Genomic DNA, 19,562 nt, shown 5'->3' with positions numbered 1-19,562 from the left:
GCGCGTGCAACGCGCCCCTACCTGCAACCGGTAACAACAACCATGATTCTCAATAAATACAGCCGCATCTACACCCAAGACGATGGCCTGCCGGCCTCCCAGGCCATGCTCATCGGGGCAGGCCTTTCGGATGCGGATTTGCGCAAGCCTTTCGTGGGCATCTGCTCCACGGGCTTCGAGGGCAATACCTGCAACATGCACCTCAACGGCCTAGCCGACGAGGTGAAGCGCGGCGTGGCGGCGCAGGGTCTGGTTGGGCTGCGCTTCAACACCATTGGGGTGAGCGACGGTATTACGAACGGCAATCCGGGAATGCGCTACTCTCTGGTTTCCAGGGAGATTATTGCCGACTCGATTGAGGCCATGGCGGGCGCGCACTACTACGATGGGCTGGTGACAGTGGTAGGCTGTGATAAGAACATGCCCGGTGCGATGATAGCCATGGCGCGGCTCAACCGGCCTTCGTTGATGGTGTACGGCGGCAGCATCCGGGGCGGCGAGTTCAAGGGGCAGCAGCTCAACATCGTGTCGTGCTTCGAGGCGTACGGGAAGAAGGTAAACGGGCAGATTTCGGAGGAGGACTACCAGGGCATCATTCATAATGCCTGCCCCGGCCCCGGCGCTTGCGGCGGCATGTACACGGCCAATACCCTGGCCGCAGCCATCGAAACGCTCGGTATGTCGGTGCCCGCGTCGTCGTCGCTGCCGGCTGAGAGTCCCGCCAAGGTGCAGGAGTGCCTCGATACGGGCGCCTACCTGCGCCGCCTACTAGAACTGGATCTGAAACCCCGCGACATCCTCACCCGCGAAGCCTTCGAGAATGCGCTGGTAGTCGTCACGGTGCTGGGCGGCTCTACCAACGCGGTGTTGCACCTCATTGCCATTGCCCACGCGGCCGGCGTGCACCTCACCATGGACGACTTCCAGGCTGTGAGCAACCGCGTGCCGGTGCTGGCCGACCTCAAGCCCAGTGGCAAGTACCTGATGGAAGACCTGTCGAAGATAGGAGGCGTGCCCGCCGTGCAGCGCACCCTACTCGACCACGGCCTACTCAACGGCGACCTAATGACCGTAACCGGTCGCACGCTGGCCGAAAACCTGGCCGACGTGCAGCCCCTCGGCGCCGAGCAAGACTTGCTGCGTCCGTTTAACAATCCCATCAAAGCCGATGGGCACATTCAGATGCTCTACGGCAACCTCGCCACCAAGGGTAGCGTGGCCAAAATCAGCGGCAAGGAAGGACTGCGCTTTGAAGGGCCGGCCATTGTGTTCAACTCAGAAGAAGAACTGAACCAGGGTATTACGGAACACAAAATCAAAGCTGGTCAGGTAGTGGTGATTCGCTACGTGGGGCCAAAGGGCGGACCCGGCATGCCGGAAATGCTGAAGCCTACCTCCGCCATCATGGGCGCTGGCCTGGGCGACAAAGTAGCGCTGATAACCGACGGCCGCTTCTCGGGTGGTACGCACGGCTTCGTTATCGGCCACGTGTGCCCCGAAGCCTACGACGGCGGCGGCCTGGCCCTGGTGCAAGACGGCGACTGGATCATCCTCGACGCCACCGAAAACACCATCAACGTGCAGCTCTCCGACGACGAACTGGCCCAGCGCCGCGCCGCCTGGCAGCGCCCGCCGCTACCCGTGCGCCAGGGTGTGCTGCTCAAGTACATCCGCACCGTGAGCGATGCCAGCCACGGCTGCATCACCGACCTACTCGAAGAAGACCAGACGGGGGCACCGCACCCCTCTACCTCTTCTCCACAGGAGAGGGGAAGCCTAACGACTTCCAACGCCTGATTGCAACCATTTTATAAGTAATGTCTATCCGCGCCGCCTTGGCTCCCCCGCAAATGCTTGACACGCATTACCCGGCGGAGAGGGGATAGGGGGGTGAGGTTAACAACCCGCTTATGCAAACTCAATCCGCAACCGCTTCCGCTACCATCGCCCCCGAAACTACGCCTACCTCCGGCGCGGTAGCCACGCTGCAAGCCTTGATAGCCGAGGGCGTGGACACGATTTTTGGCTACCCCGGCGGCGCTATCATCCCCATCTACGACGCGCTCTACGATTTCAAGGAGCAGCTGCACCACGTGCTAGTGCGCCACGAGCAGGGCGGTATTCACGCGGCGCAGGGCTATGCGCGGTCGTCGGGTAGGGTAGGGGTGGTGTTTGCCACCAGCGGCCCTGGGGCTACCAACCTGGTGACGGGATTGGCTGATGCCCAGATTGATAGCACGCCGCTGGTGTGCATCACGGGACAGGTGTTTGCTAGCTTGCTGGGGACGGATGCGTTTCAGGAAACCGACATCATCAACATCACCACGCCCGTTACGAAGTGGAACTACCAGGTGACGGATGCCAACGAAATTCCGGAGGTGCTGGCCAAGGCGTTCTACATTGCTCGCAGTGGCCGGCCCGGCCCGGTGCTCATCGACATCACCAAGAACGCCCAGATTCAGCAATTCGATTTCGCCGGGTACATGCCCTGCCAGCACATCCGCAGCTACCGGCCCAAGCCCATCGTGCGCAATGAATATGTGGAGCAGGCCGCCGCGTTGATCAATCAGGCCAAAAAGCCGTTCATCATCTGGGGGCAGGGCGTGATGCTGGGCGGAGCCGAGCAGGAATTCAAAACGTTTGTGGAGAAAAGCGGGATTCCGGCCGCCTGGACCATCCTGGGCGTGGACGCCCTCCCCACCGACCACCCGCTGAACGTGGGCATGCTGGGCATGCACGGCAACTACGGTCCCAACGTACTCACCAACGAGTGCGACGTGCTGATTGCCATTGGGATGCGCTTTGATGACCGCGTGACCGGCCGCCTCGACAAGTACGCCAAGCAGGCCCAAATCATCCACCTCGACATCGACCCCACGGAAATTGGGAAGAACGTGCCCACGGCCGTGCCGGTGTGGGGCGACTGCAAGGAAACCCTACCCTTGCTCACGGCCTTGGTGGAGGAAAAGCAGCACACCGCCTGGCGCCAGCACTTCGACGAGTTCCGGGACAAAGAGGTGGAAGCCGTCATCCAAAACGAGCTGTTCCCTACCTCCGAGGAGCTGACGATGGGCGAGGTGATTCAGCAACTGAACGAGCTGACCGGCGGCAACGCCATTGTGGTAACCGACGTGGGCCAGCACCAGATGGTGGCCTGCCGCTACACCAAATTCAACCAGAGCCGCAGCAACATTACTTCGGGCGGCCTGGGCACTATGGGCTTCTCCTTACCCGCCGCCATCGGTGCCAAGTTCGGTGCACCCGACCGCACCGTGGTGGCCATCATCGGCGACGGCGGCGTGCAGATGACCATTCAGGAGTTGGGCACCATCATGCAAACTGGTGTCAACGTCAAAATCATCATCCTCAACAATCAGTTTCTGGGGATGGTGCGGCAGTGGCAGGAGTTGTTCAACGACCGGCGCTACTCCTTCGTGGATATTGCCAGCCCCGACTACGTGCAGGTAGCCAAGGGCTACTACATTGCTGGTCAGCGCGTTTCGGAACGTGCCGCCTTGCGCGAGGCCCTGCGCACCATGTTGGAACACGACGGTTCCTACCTGCTAGAAGTGATGGTGACCAAGGAAAACAACATCTTCCCGATGGTGCCGCAGGGGTGTAGCGTAGCGGAAATTCGGTTGAAATAGAAATGACGGTTTGAATACCAACGTTATGAATCAAGAACCCATCGACCGCCAGGAATATAACATCACGGCTTACACCGAAAACCAGATTGGCCTGCTCAACCGCATCGCCATCATCTTTTCGCGTCGCAAAATCAATATCGAAAGCTTGAATACCTCGCCTTCGGAGATTGAGGGCATCCACCGCTTCAACATCGTGATTGTGGAAACGGAGGAGGTAGTGCGCAAGATTGCGGGGCAGATTGAGAAGCAGGTGGAGGTGCTGAAGGTGTACTACAACACCAACGAGGACGTGATTTGGCAGGAAATGGCCCTCTACAAAGTGCCTACCGATGTCATTGCCGAAAAAGCTTTGGTAGAGCGCCTGCTGCGTGAAAACGGCGCCCGCGCCGTGGTGATTCGCAAGGATTACACGGTGTTTGAAACGACTGGACACCGCGAGGAAACTGACAACCTCATCAAGGTTTTGCAGCCTTATGGCTTGATCGAATTTGTGCGCTCGGCCCGCATTGCCATCATCAAGGATAGCGAAGGTTTCAACAAGAAACTACGCGAGTTTGAGCAGCGCGAACCGGGCTCGGAGGTAGTCGAAAATGAGTACCTGAACAGCCGGGAAAAGGTCTTCACGATGTAGCGGCACAACATCTTGTGTTACTACCCCGCACCAATTGAAATTCACTAGAAATCAACACTCAACCTTTAAACACTCAACCCTTCATTATGGCAACCATCAACTTTGGCGGCGTCGACGAAACTGTAATCACCCGAGACGAATTTCCGCTGTTTAAGGCGCAGGAGTTTCTCAAAGACGAAACGATTGCCGTACTCGGCTACGGCGTGCAGGGTCCCGGCCAGGCCCTGAACCTGCGCGACAACGGCTTCAACGTGATTGTGGGCCAGCGCGAAGATTCGGCGTCGTGGCAGAAGGCGGTGGAAGACGGCTGGGTGCCCGGCGAAACGCTGTTTGGGCTGGAAGAAGCCGCCGAGCGCGGTACCATTGTGTGCTATCTGCTCTCCGATGCCGGCCAGATTGCGCTGTGGCCCACTATTAAGGAAAAGCTGACGCCCGGCAAAACGCTCTACTTCTCGCACGGTTTCGGTGTGACCTTCAACGACCAAACCGGCATCGTGCCGCCCAAGGACATCGACGTGATTCTGGTAGCGCCCAAGGGTAGCGGCACCAGCCTGCGCCGCCTGTTTGTGGCCGGCGGCGGGTTGAACTCGTCGTTTGCTATCTTCCAGGATGCCAGCGGCGAAGCTTTCACCAAAGCCACTGCCCTGGGCATTGGGGTAGGCTCGGGCTACCTGTTCCAAACTGACTTTAAGAAGGAAGTGTACTCCGACCTCACCGGCGAGCGGGGCGTGCTGATGGGTGCTTTGGCTGGCATCATTGAGGCTCAATACCAGGTGCTACGCCAGCGCGGCCACTCGCCCTCTGAGGCCTTCAACGAAACCGTGGAAGAACTGACCCAGAGCCTAGTGCCGCTGGTAGGCGAAAACGGCATGGACTGGATGTTTGCCAACTGCTCGGTAACCGCCCAGCGCGGTGCCCTCGACTGGAAAGGCAAGTTCCGCGAAGCCACTCTCCCTGTGCTCAACGAGCTGTACGACAGCGTGGCCTCGGGCGCCGAAGCCAAGCGCACTATTGAGCGCGGCTCTACTCCCGACTACCGCGAGAAGCTGCAAGAGGAGCTGAAGGAAGTACGCGAGTCGGAGCTGTGGCAGACCGGCGCTAAAGTGCGCGAGCTGCGCTCTAATACGACCAACGTAGAGGCGTAAGACAGGACCCCACCCCCCGGCCCCCTCCCCTCTGGGAGAGGGGGAGCCGTGACAGGAGCTACTAGCTGATGGCTGTTAGCTTTTCGTTGAACAAGAGCTATCAGCCAACAGCTATCCGCTAACAGCTAAATCATTTGGCACCCCCTCTCCTAGAGGGGAGGGGGCTGGGGGGGCGGGGTTAAAGTCAGAACTCATGCAGTGGAACGCCGATACCTACACCCAAAAGCACGCCTTCGTCTTCCAATATGGTGCGGGGCTGATTGACTTGCTGGCCCCGCAGCCGGGCGAGTTGATCTTGGATTTGGGTTGCGGTTCCGGCGAGCTGACGCAGCAACTAGCTAATGCCGGTGCCGAAGTCGTTGGCATAGATGCCTCGGCGGAAATGATCGATAAAGCCCGGGAGCAGTTCCCTACCCTCGATTTCCGGGTAGGCGATGGAGCTAGCTTCGAGCTGCCGGAGCGTTTCGACGCTTTTTTCTCCAATGCCGCGCTGCACTGGATGCCCAACGCCGCCGCCGTGGTGCGGCAGATGCATCGGCACCTGAAACCCGGTGGGCGGCTAGCAGTGGAGTTCGGCGGGCAGGGCAACGTGGGACAGATCGTACGTGCGCTGTTGCGCCACTTGCACCAGCGTGGCCACATGCATATTCAAGCCGAGTGGTGGTATTTTCCCTCACCCGGTGAATACGCAACGCTGCTGGAGCAACAGGGCTTCCGGGTGCAGCTGGTGCAGCACTACGACCGGCCTACCTCGCTTGCCGACCCTGAAACCGGCCTAACGGATTGGATTCAGCAATTCGGTGCCAACTTCTTTGCAGAGGTAGGGACTGAGGAACAGGCTGCTATCTTGGCCGCCGTGGAAACGGAGCTACGGCCCGCACTATTTCAGAATGGCCAATGGGTAGCCGACTACAAACGGCTGCGCGTGGTAGCACAGAAATGACGCGTTGCTGCTGGCGCGGGGCTGTGCCCCGTGCCGACGATGCGCAGGCCTCTGGCCTGCCATTGGCTGCGCCGGTAGGAACGTTCGAGCAAGTCGTTCTGGCGGGCAGGCTAGAGGCCTGCACATAGTCGGCACGGGGCACAGCCCCGCGCCATAATTCACCTATTGATTCCCCATGCAAGAACCAGCCACTTCCACCCCCGCCGCCGTTTCCCTCGACCAGGTAAAACAGGCGGCGCGCACGCTGGAAGGCGTGATTCTGAAGACGCCGCTGCTACAAAATCTGTGGCTGTCGCGCACCTACGAGGCCGCCGTGTATCTCAAGCGGGAGGATTTGCAGGTAGTGCGCTCCTACAAGATTCGGGGGGCATACAACAAGATGGCCACGCTGCAGCCCGCGCCTGGGGGTAGAGAAGTTGTGTGCGCGTCGGCGGGCAATCATGCGCAGGGTGTGGCCCACGCTTGCCAGCTGCTGGGCGTGCGTGGCTATATTTTCATGCCTGCCCAAACGCCCGCCCAGAAGGTAGATAAGGTGCGTCTGTTCGGCAAAGAGCAGGTAGAGGTAGTGCTGGTAGGCGCTACGTTTGATGATACCTACCACGAAGCCAAGGCCTTCTGCGATGCCCACGACTACACCTTCGTGCACCCGTTCGATGACCCGGCCATTGTGGCGGGCCAGGCGACGGTAGGGCTGGAGGCGTTGCAACAGGCTACTTTCAACATCGATTATTGCTTTATGCCCATTGGCGGTGGCGGGCTGGCCTCGGGGGTAGGGAGCGTGTTTCGGCAGCTGAGTCCGCATACTAAGCTGATTGGCGTGCAGCCAGCCGGCGCCCCATCCATGCACGATTCCATCAAAGTGCACCAGGAGCGGCGGGCACTGGACACTATCGAGAGCTTCGTGGACGGCGCGGCTGTGAAGTGCCCCGGCGAGCTAACCTACCAGCTCTGCCGCGAGCTGCTCGACGACGTGGTATTGGTACCCGAGGGCCAAGTGTGTGCCGATTTGCTGAAGATGTACAACGAGGAAGGCATTGTGTTGGAGCTTGCCGGTACGCTCAGCATCTCGGCCCTGCGCCAGTACGCCGATGAAATCAAAGGCAAAAACGTAGTGTGTGTCATCAGCGGCTCCAACAACGACATCACCCGTATGGAGGACATCAAGGAGCGCGCCCTGCGTTTCCAGGGTCTCAAGCACTACTTCATGGTGACCTTCAACCAGCAGCCCGGCGCCTTGCGCACCTTCGTCAACAACGTGCTGCAACCCGAGCAGGACATCATCCACTTTCAGTACATCAAGAAAAACAACAAGGAAAAAGGTCCGGTCTTCGTGGGTATCGAAGTGCGGCAATCCGGTGATGAAGAGCTGATTAAGGCCCGCATGGTGGAAGAAGGCTTCAGCTACGAATACCTCAACGGCAAGCCCGATTTCTTGGCCCTACTGGTGTAGGGGCGGCTTGCAGCCGCCCATCGTTGCTGAGGCTGGGGGTAGGGTAGATGAGCATTTGTTATAACTGTCATCCTGAGCTTGCGAAGGACCTTCTCACGCGAGAACGATTATCGAAACAACGACTCGTTCTCGCGTGAGAAGGTCCTTCGCAAGCTCAGGACGACAGTATGTTTGTCTACCCTAACGTCACTCTTCACTAGCCCTATCGTACTTTCGGCGGAAACCACACCCGCTATGCTCTCCGCGAAACACCTGCTGCTATTGCTTCCTTTTCTCCCCACCCTCGGCCACGCGCAAACGCCAGCCATTACCACCGGCGTTTCACAGGAACTGGCGCAGCACCGCGCACAAGTGTTGCGGCAGGTGGCGTACAAGCTGCATTTCAACGTTCCGCCGCAGGTGACGGAGCCGATTCCGGCCACGGAGGAAATCACGTTTCAGCTGCTCGACAACGCGGCGCCGCTGCAACTCGATTTCAAGGAGAAGCCCGACCATGTGGGCCGCATCACCGTGAACGGCCAGCCGCAGCCACTGACGGTGCAGCAGGAGCACCTGGTCATCCCCGCATCGGCGTTGCGGGTAGGGGAGAACCGCGTGGCCATCGACTTCACGGCCGGTGACTTGTCGCTGAACCGCAACCCGGAGTATCTCTACACGCTGCTCGTGCCCGACCGCGCCCGCACGGTGTTTCCCTGCTTCGATCAGCCCGACGTAAAGGCCGTGTTTCACCTCACGCTCACGGTACCCGCCGAGTGGCAGGCCGTAGCCAATGGTCCGGTGGCCGATTCGAGCAGGGTAGGGGCACGGCAGACCTACCGCTTTCAGCCCTCCGATACCATCAGTACCTACCTGTTTGCCTTTGTGGCGGGCAAGTTCCGGCGCACGGTGCGCCAGCCGGAGGGCCGCCCGATGCACCTCTATTACCGCGAAACTGACCAGGATAAAATCAGCCGCAGCCTGGGGCCAATCTTCGATATCCAGGCCGGGGCATTAAAGTTTCTGACGGACTACACCCAGATTCCTTATCCCTTCCGCAAGTTTGATTTCGCGGCCCTGCCCGATTTCCAGTACGGCGGCATGGAGCACGCGGGCGCCATCGACTACAAAGCCAGCACGCTGTTTCTAGACGAGGGCGCCACCCGCGACCAGCTGAACGCCCGCGCCAACCTCCTGGCCCACGAAACGGCCCACATGTGGTTTGGCGATTTGGTGACCATGCGGTGGTTCAATGATGTGTGGACCAAGGAGGTGTTTGCCAACTTCATGGCCGACAAAATCAGCGAGGTGACCCAGCCCGATGGCAATTTCGACCTGAAATTCCTCACCGACCACTACCCTGCTGCCTACGCCGTAGACCGCACGGCTGGTGCCAACCCCATCCGGCAACCACTGGATAACCTGCAGGATGCGGGCTCGCTCTACGGCAACATCATCTACCACAAAGCGCCCATTATGATGCGGCAGCTGGAGCGGCTAATGGGCCAGGAGGCCTTCCGCGACGGCCTGCGCACCTACCTCAAACGCTACGCCTACCACAACGCCACCTGGCCTGACCTCATCCAGATCCTCGACGAGCGCACGCCCACCGACCTGCAAGCCTGGAACAAGGTGTGGGTGAACGAGCCCGGCCGCCCGCAGTTCGATTACTGGCTACGCGTGCAGAACGGTAAAATCAAGCGCTTCAACATCGACCAAAAAGGCGAGGAAGGCAGCCGCCGCGTGTGGCCGCAGCAGTTTGAGGTAGCGCTGGTCTACGCCGACCACGTGGAGGAACTGACCGTGGACATGCGCGCCGATAAGGTGCGCGTGCGCGAAGCCGAGGGCAAGGCTGCGCCGCGCTTTATCGTGTTCAACTCGTCGGGGCAGGGCTATGGGCTGTTTCCGGTGGATGAGCAAAGCCTGTCCTACCTGGGGCAGCTGCAAAGCCCGGTGATGCGCGCCGCCGTGTATATCAACCTCACGGAGAACATGTTATCCGGCCGGGCTGTGTCGCCTGCGCAACTGCTGGCGCTGGTGCGGCCATTGCTGGCGCAGGAATCGGAAGAGCTGAACCTGAACCTGTTGCTTGACCAGCTCACCACGGTGTTCTGGCGCTTCACGCCGCCGGCCCAGCGCCCTACCCTGGCCGCTACCCTGGAGCCGGAGCTGTGGCAGGCTATGCAGCAGGTAGGGGCTCCGAACAAGAAAAAGCAGCTGTTCAAGACCTACGCCAGCATTGCCCTGAGCCAGGCCGCGCAGGACCGGCTGCACACTATTTGGCAAACCAAGCAGCCGCCTGCCGGCGTGAAGCTCTCCGAAGACGACTACACCGACCTGGCGGCCGTGTTGGCCCTGCGCGCCTACCCCGGCCACCAGCAAATCCTGCAAACGCAACTCCAACGCATCCAAAATCCCGACCGGCGCCTGCGCTTGCAGTATCTGTTGCCGGCGCTGTCGGATGACGTAGCCACGCGGGATGGCTTTTTTGCGGGCCTGGCTGAGGAGAAAAACCGCGAGAAGGAAGCCTGGGTGCTCTCGGCGCTGGGCTACCTGCACCACCCGCTGCGCGCCGCTACGTCCGAAAAATACCTGCCGCAAAGCTTGGCGCTACTCGAAACCATTCAGCGCACCGGCGACATTTTCTTCCCGCAAAGCTGGTTGCAGGCCACGTTTCGGTGGTACCAAACGCCGACCGCTGCTACCATCATTCGCGACTTTTTGCAGGGAAACCCTACCTACAATCCGAAGCTGAAAGCGAAGGTGTTGCAGGCGGCTGATAACGTGTTTCGGGCAGAGAAACTAGTAGGCGAAAAGGGCGGTACTGCAGCTGGTCAGTAACAGCATTTTATGGATTGCTGATTTAGGGTTGTTTGCACACAGATGCGGTGCGTTTGCGCGCACATTTTTGATTTTGGCAATACTTTGTTGCAATGCTTTGCTATATTGGAAGCAAGTAGGCGAAACCTATAAGTTTCGCTTCACCACTTTTTGCCCGCAATTCAACCGCCCTTCCCTATGAATCTGTTTACTCGTACGCTGGCTTTGGCCTCTCTTTCTGTGCTCTGTGCCCGTGCCGGGCAAGCGCAGGAACAAGGCATTCACCAGCAGTCAACGCTGTACGAAGCGCCCACCGATCCGCTGGTCAAGAAGAAGCTAGACAAGTGGCAGGACCAGAAGTTTGGGCTGATTCTGCACTGGGGGTTGTACGCGGTGCCGGGCATTATTGAATCGTGGCAGCTGTGCTCCGAGGATTGGGTGGAGCGCGACAGCACCGTTGCCTACAACGACTACAAAAAGTGGTACTGGGGCCTGAACAAGGACTTCAACCCGGTGAACTTCAACCCCGAGGAGTGGGCCAGCGTGGCCAAAAAAGCCGGGATGCGCTACCTGGTGTTCACCACCAAGCACCACGACGGCTTCAACATGTTCGACACCCAGCAGTCGGATTTCAAGATTACCAACGGCCCGTTCAAGGACAATCCCAAGGCCAACGTGGCCAAGTATATCTTCGACGCCTTCCGGAAGCAGGACTTCATGATTGGCGCCTACTTCTCGAAGCCCGACTGGCACTCGCAGGACTTCTGGTGGTCGAAGTACGCCACGCCCAACCGCAACGTGAACTACGATATCAAGAAGTTTCCGTGGCGCTGGAAAAACTATCAGGACTTCACTTACAATCAGATAAGCGAGCTGATGCACGACTACGGCGCCATGGATATTCTGTGGCTGGATGGCGGCTGGGTGCGCCCCCGCGAAACCGTGACCGACGAGGTGCGCGCCTGGGGTGCCCCCATTCCCGAGTTCAGCCAGGAGGTGAACATGCCCCGCATTGCCACTATGGCCCGCCAGGCCCAACCCGGCCTGCTGATGGTAGACCGCACCGTGCACGGCCCCTACGAGAATTACCAGACGCCCGAACAGCGCGTGCCCGACCATAAAATCGACAACCCCTGGGAAAGCTGCCTGACGCTGGCTAACAACTGGGGCTATGTGCCGAACGACCAGTATAAGTCGCCCACCAAAGTCATTCACTCGCTGGTAGAGGTGGTTGCCAAAGGCGGCAGCCTGCTGCTAGGGGTAGGCCCCAAGCCCGACGGCACCCTGGACAACGAAGCCGTGACGCGCCTCACGGCCATTGGCAAGTGGCTGGACGTGAACGGTGACGCCATCTACAGCACTCGCGCCACCGACCGCTACCAGGACGGTAGCACCTACTTCACCCAGGGTAAAAAAGGCACGCGCTACGCCATTGCCCTCCTACCCGAAACGCAAGCAGCCCCCACCACCATCGCCTGGACCGGCAACCTGCCTAAGAAGGGTAGCAAAATGACCTTGTTGCAAACCGGCAAATCGGTGAAATGGACCCGCGCCGGCGATAAGGTGAGCGTGACACTACCCGCTTCACTTGCCAAGCAAGCGGGCGCCTACCCGGCGCTGGCGTTTGCCTACGCGGCGGAATAAACAACGATTCACCCCACCCCCCCGGCCCCCTCCCCTCCGGGAGAGGGGGAGCCTTTACCGGAGCTGTTAGCTGGCTACTAGCCGATAGCTCGGTTCTAGAAAAAGCTAACAGCCAACAGCTACTAGCTAACAGCTAAATCATCAGGCTCCCCCTCTCCCGGAGGGGAGGGGGCCGGGGGGTGGGGTCTCACACTAGAACAATCGCCATGACCATCCTCACCCGCTCCCTGCTCGCCCTGCTGCTGCTTGCCAGCCTACCCACCCAGGCGCAGAAGAAACACACGTTTATTATCAAAGACGGGCAGTTTCTCTACGACGGCAAGCCTACCCAGATTCATTCTGGGGAGATGCACTACGCTCGCGTGCCGCAGCCGTACTGGCGGCACCGGCTGAAGATGATGAAGGCGCTGGGCCTCAATACAGTAGCCACCTACGTATTTTGGAATTATCACAACACCGCGCCCGGCGTGTGGGACTTCAAAACCGGCAACCACAACGTGGCGCAGTTCGTCAAAACGGCGCAAGAAGAGGGACTGTTTGTGATACTGCGGCCGGGACCGTACGCCTGCGCCGAGTGGGAGTTTGGAGGATACCCGTGGTGGTTGCAGAAAAACAAAGATTTGGTGATTCGGGCCAACAACCAGCCGTTTCTGGATTCGTGCAAGGTCTATATCAACAAGCTGGCCGGGCAGGTGAAGGACTTGCAAGTGAGCAAGGGCGGCCCCATCATTATGACGCAAGTGGAGAATGAGTTTGGCTCTTATGTGGACCAGCGTAAGGATATTCCGCTGGAAGAGCACCGCAAGTACAACGCCGCCATCAAGCAGCAACTCATCGAAGCTGGGTTTGAGGGTCCATTTTTCACCTCCGATGCGGCTGGGCTGTTTGAAGGCGGGGCCACGCCGGGCGCCCTACCCACCGCCAACGGCGAGGGAAACGTGGAGGCGCTGAAAACGGCCGTGAACCAGTACCACGGCAGCCAGGGCCCCTACATGGTGGCCGAATACTACCCCGGCTGGCTCGACCACTGGGGCGAGCCGTTTGTGCGCGTGCCTACCGAGCAGGTGACCCAGCAGGTGGAAACCTACCTGAAAAACGGCATCAACTTCAACTTCTACATGGTGCACGGCGGCACCAACTTCGGCTTCACCTCGGGGGCCAACTACAGCAAGGAGCACGACATTCAACCCGACATCACCAGCTACGACTACGACGCGCTGATTAGTGAGCCGGGCTGGGCCACACCCAAGTACACGGCCGTGCGGGCCCTGATGCAGAAGTACGTGAAGTACGCCGTGCCGGCCGTGCCCGCTCAACTTCCCGTGGTGACGATACCCGACATCATTCTGGAAAAATCAGTGGATGTGTTTGATCTGAAAAACGACATTCAGCCGGTGAGGAGCATCCAGCCGCTGTCGTTTGAGGAATTGAACCAGGGGTCTGGCTACGTGCTGTATAGCCGGCGGTTTGGGCCGGCGGCGCAGGGCCAGCTGGCGGTGCCAGGCCTGCGTGATTACGCCACAGTGTACGTGAACGGCCAACTGGTAGGGGAGCTGAACCGCCAGGACAACCGCTACACGTTACCCGTGCAAATTCCCGCCAACGGCACCCTGGAGTTGCTGGTCGAAAACATGGGCCGCATCAACTACGGCGCTGAAATCGTGCACAACGTCAAGGGTATCATTGAGCCCGTAACCCTCGATGGCTCGGTCCTCATTGGCGACTGGCAGATGTACAAAATGCCCTTCGACAAGGTGCCCGACCTGACCCGCTACATCTCCAAAAACAAGGAAGGACGCCCTGCCCTCTACACGGCTAGCTTCGACGTGATGCAGCCCGGCGACACGTTTCTGGACATGCGCGACTGGGGCAAGGGCATTGTCTTCGTGAACGGCCATAACCTGGGCCGCTACTGGAAAATTGGCCCCCAGCAAACGCTCTACGTGCCCGGCTGCTGGCTCACGAAAGGCAAGAACGAAGTAGTGGTGTTTGAACAGCAAAACAAGAAGCTGCAACAAGCCCTGAAAACCGTTGACAAGCCGATTCTGGACGAATTGCTGTCCGCGAAACCAGCAAAAACTTCCACTCCATAGCGAATGCCCGACATGGGTTTCGGGGGCTGTAGAGACGCATAGTTGCGTCTCGTCATTGAACGTCCACCGCCTGAATCGTTCAACGACGAGACGCAACTATGCGTCTCTACAGCGACCCGGCAGAATATTTCTTCTTACTTCTACCCTAACATGCTAAAACCTCTTCTCTTCAGCCTTAGCCTACTCAGCATAACCCCGGCAGTTGCGCAAAAACCGCTCTACAAAGACCGCAACGCCGCCACCGAAGCGCGGGTGAAGGACTTGCTAGGGCGTATGACGACGGAGGAGAAGGTAGGCCAACTAGGGACGCTGCTGGGCTGGGAGATGTACGAGAAAAACGGCCAGCGCGTGGGTACCAGCGCCGCCTACCGCAAGGCCATAGACGAGCGCCACATCGGTGCCCTGTGGGCCACCCTGCGCGCCGACCCCTGGACCCAGAAAACCCTAAAAACCGGCCTGAACCCGGCCCTGGCCGCCGAGGCCACCAACGCCCTGCAAAAGTACACCGTGGAGCACACCCGGCTGGGCATTCCGCTGCTGCTGGCCGAGGAGTGCCCGCACGGCCACATGGCCATTGGCACCACCGTGTTTCCTACCTCCATCGGGCAAAGCAGCACCTGGGACCCGGCTCTGATTCGGCAGATGGCGGCGGCTATTGCCAGTGAGGCACGGGCACAAGGTGCCCACATTGGCTACGGGCCGGTGCTGGACCTGGCGCGGGAGCCGCGCTGGTCGCGGGTGGAGGAAACCTACGGGGAAGACCCTGTGCTCAACGGCCAAATGGGCGTGGCCATGGTGCAGGGCTTTCAGGGCGATAATCTGAAAAGCGGTGCCAACATCGTGTCCACGCTCAAGCACTTCACGGCCTACGGCGTGCCCGAGGGCGGCCACAACGGCGGCAGCATCAGCACCGGGCAGCGCGAGCTGTACCAGAGTTTCCTACCCCCCTTTCGGGCGGCGGTAGGGGCAGGGGCGTTGTCGGTGATGGCGGCCTACAACTCCATCGACGGCGTGCCTTGTTCGGCCAATGAGTGGTTACTGACCGATTTGCTGCGTCAGCGCTGGGGCTTTCAGGGCTTCGTGGTGTCGGATTTGAACAGTGTGGTAGGGGTGATGAGCAACCACCACGTGGCGGCCACGCCCGCCGCTGCCACTGCCCTAGCCCTCAACGCTGGCCTAGATAGCGACTTGAGCAGTTACGGCTATGACAAGGCCCTGCTCGCGGCCATCGACCAAAAGCTGGTGTCGTCGGAAGTGCTGGACCGGGCCGTGGGCCGGGTGTTGCGCCTCAAATTTGACATGGGCCTGTTCGAGAATCCGTACGTCGATGCCAAGAAGGCGGCCCGGCAGGTGAAGACGGCGGCGCACGTGGCACTGGCCCGGCAGGTAGCGCGCGAGTCCATCGTTCTGTTGAAGAATGAGAACAACGCCCTACCCCTGTCGAAGTCGTTGCAGCGCATTGCCGTTATCGGCCCCAACGCCGACAACATCTACAACCAACTGGGCGACTACACCGCGCCCCAGCCCGACGAAAACATTGTGACGGTGCTGGAAGGCATCAAGGCCAAAGTAGGCAAGGGCACGCAGGTCACCTACGTGAAGGGCTGCGCCATCCGGGACACCACCACGGCCGACATTGCGGCGGCGGTAGCAGCGGCCAAACAGGCCCAGGTGGCGGTGGTGGTAGTGGGCGGCTCCAGCGCCCGCGACTTCAAAACTGAGTACCAGAGCACCGGGGCCGCCACCGTAACGGCTGCCAAGGGCAACCAGCCCATCAGCGATATGGAGAGCGGCGAGGGGTACGACCGCGCTACCCTCGATTTGCTGGGTAAGCAGCTAGAGCTAGTGCAAGCCGTGGCCGCTACCGGCACGCCGGTAGTGGTGGTGCTCATCAAAGGTAGGCCGCTGAATCTGAACTGGTTGGCTGAACACGTGCCGGCTATGGTAGACGCATGGTACCCCGGCCAAGAGGGCGGCAACGCCATTGCCGACGTGCTGTTCGGTGACTACAACCCCGCCGGCCGCCTACCCATCTCGGTGCCGAAAAGCGTGGGACAGCTGCCAGTGTACTACAACTTCAAAAGCCCCAACAAGCACGATTACGTGGAAATGGATGCTAAGCCGCTCTACAGCTTCGGGCACGGCCTGAGCTACAGCACATTTGCGTATTCTGGCTTGCAGGTGAGCCCCACGGAAAGCAACGGCGTCGTGCGCGTACAAGTGCGCTGCACTATACAAAACACCAGCACCCGCCCCGGCGACGAAGTGGTACAGCTCTACCTCAATGATAAAATAAGCTCCACCGTAACGCCCGCTAAGCAGCTCAAGAAATTCCAACGCATCACCCTGAAAGCCGGGGAGCAGCGGGAAGTGACATTCGAGCTAACTGCCGAAGACCTGAAGCTGCTCAACCCAAAGATGGAATGGGTAGTAGAGCCTGGCGCCTTCACCGCAATGGTAGGGGCTTCGTCGGAGGATATCCGGTTGAAAGCTGATTTTGAAGTGAAGCAGCCTATTAGGCTGTCGACGGCGCAGTAAGGATCTTGTTCTTGTTTTGAACGTCAGCATGACGTTCAATGACTGCTTCTACTCTATGAAACTCCCCTTTCTACTCGCCGCCACCTTCCTACCCTTGTCCGTTTCGGCCCAGTCCAATTGGGTGAAGCTGAAGGAAGAGGTGCTGTTCACGAATCCCCCGTTTCGGCAATGCCATGCCTCTACGCTAGTGGAGGTAGGGAACGGCAACCTGCTGGTGTCCTGCTTTGGCGGCTCGGGAGAAGGCAAAAAAGACGTGGCTATCTGGCTGGCTTCCATCGACAAGCAAGGTCAGGTGTCGGCGCCGCAACGCGTGGCTGAGGGGGTAGGGAATGACACAGTGCGCTACCCGACCTGGAATCCAGTACTGTTCAAGGAGCGCGGTGGCAAGCTGTTCCTGTTCTACAAGGTAGGCCCCAACCCGCGTGAATGGTGGGGCATGGTCAAAACCTCGCTGGATGATGGTAGGACGTGGACCACCGCGCACCGCCTGCCGCCCGGCATTCTGGGACCCATTAAAAACAAGCCCATCCAGCTCGCCAACGGCACCATTCTGGCGCCTTCCAGCGTGGAGGAAAGCACAGAGCGCTGGAAAGTGCACCTCGAAAAATCCACCGACCGCGGCCAGACGTGGCAGCGCATCCCCGTGGATACGTCGTCGGCCTTCGACGTAATTCAGCCCAGTATTCTTCAATACCCCGGTGGTCGGCTGCAGCTGTTGTGCCGCAGCAAGCAGGGGAGCGTGGTACAGGCCTGGTCGACGGACAATGGCAACACCTGGGGCCAGCTGTCGAAGACCGCCCTACTCAACCCCAACTCCGGTACCGACGCCGTGACGCTGCGCGACGGCTCCCAACTCATCGTCTACAACCCCGATGTGCCCGGCAAAGACTGGTTCAATGGCCGCGGCAAGCTGCGCGTGGCCCAGTCGGCAGACGGACAGAAGTGGAACGACATAGCCGTGCTCGAAAACGGCGATAAAGAGGAATACAGCTACCCCGCCATCATCCAGACCCGCGACGGCCGCGTGCACATCACCTACACCTACGACCGCAAAAACATCAAGCACGTGGTGTTGCAGGGAGGAGGGAAGTAGGCGGCTGCGTTGAAGTAGTAGACCGTCATGCTGAGCTTGTCGAAGCATCTCTACAGTTTCGATAAAACGTCATTTCGACCAACGGGAGAAATCTCGCGTGCTGATGTCTGGTTAAGGCGAGCATGGCGGAGTTGAGATATCTCTGCTGAAAGGAAGTACCATCAAGCGAGATTTCTCCCGTTGGCCAAAATGACACCCTCTACAGTTCTACTATTCTTTATATATATAAGATAGTCTTTTGTTAAAATTTTAGAAAAGTGCTTTGACTTGTTGAAAAAAGTGGGCTTCTTGAGACATCATTCAGAGAAAACCCGCTGCCATGAGTTCATTATTAGCCTTGGAGGATACGTTTCTGGCCGGGCTGAATAATGTCGAACGGCGGAAATATGTACAGAAGATAAAGATTGTCAAGCACTTGTATGTAAAGGGTGCCAAGACAAATGCTGATATCTGCGGCCGTTTTCAGATTAGCGCCCCTACCTCCACGGCCATGCTGAACGAGCTGATTGCCGAGGGCTTGGTGGAGAAACAGGGGAGGGGCAAATCCATCGGCGGCCGCAAGCCAGAGTTGTATGGATTAAAGGATAAGTCGCTGTTTGTCTTGAGTATCCACATGGAGAAGTACAAGGCGCGCCTGGCTATTTTCGATAATAACAACAGCTCCGTAACCGGCGTGCAGACCTTCCCAATTGAGGTGACGCAGGACCTACAGGCCGTGGACCAGGTGCACGAGCAGGCCATGCGCCTGATTGAGGCGGCAGGCATCGACCCGCAGAAGCTGATTGGGGTAGGCATTAATATGCCGGGCCTGGTGGCGTCTAAAGAAGGCAACAACCACACCTACCTGCGCGTGCCAGAAGGCGCGGAGTCGTTGCAACAACTGCTAGAGCACAAGTTTGGCAAGCCCGTGTATATCCAGAACGACGTGAAAAGCGCCACCCTGGCTGAGTACCGCTTCGGGCTGGCCCACGGCCGCCGCGACGTGCTAGTGCTGTCGATGGACTGGGGCGTGGGCCTGGGCATGATCCTGGACGGCAAGCTGCGCAGCGGCACCTCGGGCTTTGCTGGCGAGTTTGGGCACATTCCGTTGGTAGAGGATGGCCGCCTGTGCCACTGCGGCAAACGCGGCTGCCTGGAAACCGTGGCTTCGGGCAGCGCCCTGGTGCGCAATGCCCAGGAAGGCATCCGGGCTGGCGAGAACACCCTGCTGCAAGCCCTGTCGGAGCCTGAGATTGAACAGTTAGAGGTGGAGCAGGTCATCCGCGCCGCCCACGACGGCGACCAGTTTGCCATCAACATTCTGGCCGAGGTAGGGCTGAATCTGGGCAAAGGCATTGCCATCCTGATTCAGCTATTCAACCCCGAACTGATTATTCTGGGCGGCGAAATTGCACAGGCCAAGCCCTTTGTGCTGCCTGCCATTCAGCAGGCCATTACCATCTACTGCATGAAGCAGCTGCGCGAAAATACCCGCATTGTGGTGTCGGAGCTGGGCCGCGACGCCATGATTCTGGGCTCCGTAGCCACGGTAATGGAGAACGTATTTGAAACGCCCCTAGACCTGACCTAAACTCGACTGCCT

The 19,562-nt window shown here is 59.3% G+C and carries 12 protein-coding genes; all 12 read left to right on the top strand.

The window, feature by feature from the left end; genetic code table 11:
* Positions 1–42 precede the first annotated feature (42 nt).
* The 12 genes from ilvD (at position 43) to F1C16_RS10975 (ending at position 19,550) form a co-directional block, all read left to right on the top strand.
* A complete protein-coding gene (gene ilvD / locus F1C16_RS11030) occupies positions 43–1,797 on the top strand; it encodes a dihydroxy-acid dehydratase (protein WP_185280713.1) in 1,755 nt (584 codons plus the stop codon).
* Positions 1,798–1,910: 113 nt separating this feature from the next.
* Positions 1,911–3,647, top strand: coding sequence for a biosynthetic-type acetolactate synthase large subunit (ilvB, locus tag F1C16_RS11025; protein ID WP_185280712.1), 1,737 nt, complete (start codon positions 1,911–1,913; stop codon positions 3,645–3,647).
* A 25-nt stretch (positions 3,648–3,672) separates the two neighbouring features.
* On the top strand, positions 3,673–4,278 hold the full coding sequence (gene ilvN, locus F1C16_RS11020) for an acetolactate synthase small subunit (protein ID WP_185280711.1): 606 nt from the start codon (positions 3,673–3,675) through the stop codon (positions 4,276–4,278).
* Between the two features lie 86 nt (positions 4,279–4,364).
* Positions 4,365–5,423: a ketol-acid reductoisomerase gene (ilvC, locus tag F1C16_RS11015; protein ID WP_185280710.1), complete on the top strand. Its 1,059-nt coding sequence runs from the start codon at positions 4,365–4,367 to the stop codon at positions 5,421–5,423.
* Between the two features lie 193 nt (positions 5,424–5,616).
* Positions 5,617–6,366 (top strand): methyltransferase domain-containing protein, encoded by a 750-nt coding sequence (locus tag F1C16_RS11010; RefSeq protein ID WP_185280709.1) that lies wholly within the window; start codon positions 5,617–5,619, stop codon positions 6,364–6,366.
* 175 nt (positions 6,367–6,541) lie between these two features.
* Entirely contained in the window at positions 6,542–7,816 is a 1,275-nt protein-coding gene (gene ilvA, locus F1C16_RS11005; protein ID WP_185280708.1) for a threonine ammonia-lyase IlvA, read from the top strand.
* Between the two features lie 234 nt (positions 7,817–8,050).
* Positions 8,051–10,633, top strand: a complete 2,583-nt coding sequence (locus F1C16_RS11000; RefSeq protein ID WP_185280707.1) for a M1 family aminopeptidase — start codon at positions 8,051–8,053, stop codon at positions 10,631–10,633.
* Positions 10,634–10,810: 177 nt separating this feature from the next.
* Positions 10,811–12,256, top strand: coding sequence for an alpha-L-fucosidase (locus tag F1C16_RS10995; protein WP_185280706.1), 1,446 nt, complete (start codon positions 10,811–10,813; stop codon positions 12,254–12,256).
* A gap of 206 nt (positions 12,257–12,462) precedes the next feature.
* Entirely contained in the window at positions 12,463–14,349 is a 1,887-nt protein-coding gene (locus F1C16_RS10990) for a beta-galactosidase (protein WP_185280705.1), read from the top strand.
* A 150-nt stretch (positions 14,350–14,499) separates the two neighbouring features.
* Entirely contained in the window at positions 14,500–16,887 is a 2,388-nt protein-coding gene (locus tag F1C16_RS10985) for a glycoside hydrolase family 3 N-terminal domain-containing protein (protein WP_185280704.1), read from the top strand.
* Between the two features lie 55 nt (positions 16,888–16,942).
* Entirely contained in the window at positions 16,943–17,980 is a 1,038-nt protein-coding gene (locus F1C16_RS10980; protein ID WP_185280702.1) for an exo-alpha-sialidase, read from the top strand.
* A 319-nt stretch (positions 17,981–18,299) separates the two neighbouring features.
* Positions 18,300–19,550, top strand: a complete 1,251-nt coding sequence (locus F1C16_RS10975) for an ROK family protein (protein ID WP_185280701.1) — start codon at positions 18,300–18,302, stop codon at positions 19,548–19,550.
* Positions 19,551–19,562: the final 12 nt, after the last annotated feature.

The sequence above is a fragment of the Hymenobacter sp. NBH84 genome (assembly GCF_014217645.1).
GTDB classification, from domain to species: Bacteria; Bacteroidota; Bacteroidia; order Cytophagales; family Hymenobacteraceae; genus Hymenobacter; species Hymenobacter profundi.
Note: the sequence above shows the minus strand (reverse complement) of the source record. Positions and strands in the feature narration are given on the sequence as shown.